The 1,131-nt window shown below is 56.6% G+C and carries 3 protein-coding genes; all 3 read right to left on the reverse strand.

Features of this window, described 5'->3' with window-relative positions; all coding sequences use genetic code 11:
• Nucleotides 1-389 (reverse strand): CoA-binding protein (locus ACXJ7R_RS33745; RefSeq protein WP_457155574.1); only part of this gene is annotated, 389 nt, incomplete at its 3' end.
• Nucleotides 390-394: 5 nt separating this feature from the next.
• A complete protein-coding gene (locus ACXJ7R_RS33750; protein ID WP_095089772.1) occupies nt 395-766 on the reverse strand; it encodes a 2Fe-2S iron-sulfur cluster-binding protein in 372 nt (123 codons plus the stop codon).
• A partial coding sequence (locus ACXJ7R_RS33755) for a selenium-binding protein SBP56-related protein (RefSeq protein WP_457155573.1) occupies nt 763-1,131 on the reverse strand: 369 nt, incomplete at its 5' end. The genes ACXJ7R_RS33750 and ACXJ7R_RS33755, both read right to left, overlap by 4 nt.

The following is a 1,131-nucleotide window of genomic DNA, read 5'->3' on the forward strand; positions in this document are numbered from 1 at the left end:
CGGTTCATCACCACTTTCAAGCCTGCTTCCTCCGCCAACTGGGCGGCAGCGTCATCGCGCACGCCAATCTGACCCCACAGAACCTTGGCATTGATGGCGATCGCTTCCTCAGCAACGTCCAACAGATCTTCGGAACGGCGAAAAACCTCGACCATATCGACAGGCCGGTCGATGGCCGCCAGCGACGGGTACACCTTGAGCCCTCGGATTTCATCCAGACCGGGACTGGGGTTGACGGGGATCATATCGTAGCCGATCTCGTGCAGCACCCGCAGTACACCATAGGAGAACTTGGTCTTGTCGGGGCTGGCCCCCACCATCGCGATGGTTTTCACCGATTTCAGAATTCCTTGCAGATAAGCCTCCGGATAGGGCTCATCATGGTTCATATGGGTCATTTCTGTTCGTCCAACGGGGTCGCAATATCGGCTTTCAATTCATGAGCGGCCAGGGGGTCAAGGAAGGGGTTGCGGTAGAGTTTGTCGTGACTTTCAACGCCGACCTCCAGCGTGCAGTCGCTCAAAGGGCGGGCGACGCAGAGGATTATATAGCCATTGTTGATCTGGCGGTTGTTCAACGCCCGCTGCGCTTGCTGATTGACTTTGCCGCTGATTATTTTGGCCGCACAGCTTATGCAGCCGCCATACTGGCACCCGTAGGGCAAATCCACGCCCTGCTCGCGCAAGCTTTGCAAGAGGGGCTTGCGGTGATCGACATCGAAGGCCGCACCGCCTTGATTGGCGAGAGTGATGGTGAAGCTGGTCATACCCAGATGTCACTCGTGCAATCACCGCCGGGATAACGGGTTTCGTGGCAGCGGCTTGGTCCATTTGGTTCCTTGCCAAAATCGACAACAAATCGCGGATCGATTTCCATGCCGCCGTTTTCCGTATCGCAATTGACCATCAGCATGCATCCGCCGTTGGTGCGAATTTCCGGATAGAACTGATTGTCCCAGGTGGAGAAAAGTGAGGTCGTCACATACAGGCGCTTGCCGTCGAGGCTGAGCTGTATCATCTGAGGCCCGCCAGTCACTTTCACGCCATTGACCTCAGGCGCACGGCCGAGAAGTCCGCCCATCCACACTTGTCCAGTAAGCTTGGCATTGTGAGGGTCCGAGATGTCGTACTG

The organism is Mesorhizobium sp. P5_C1 (assembly GCF_054049815.1).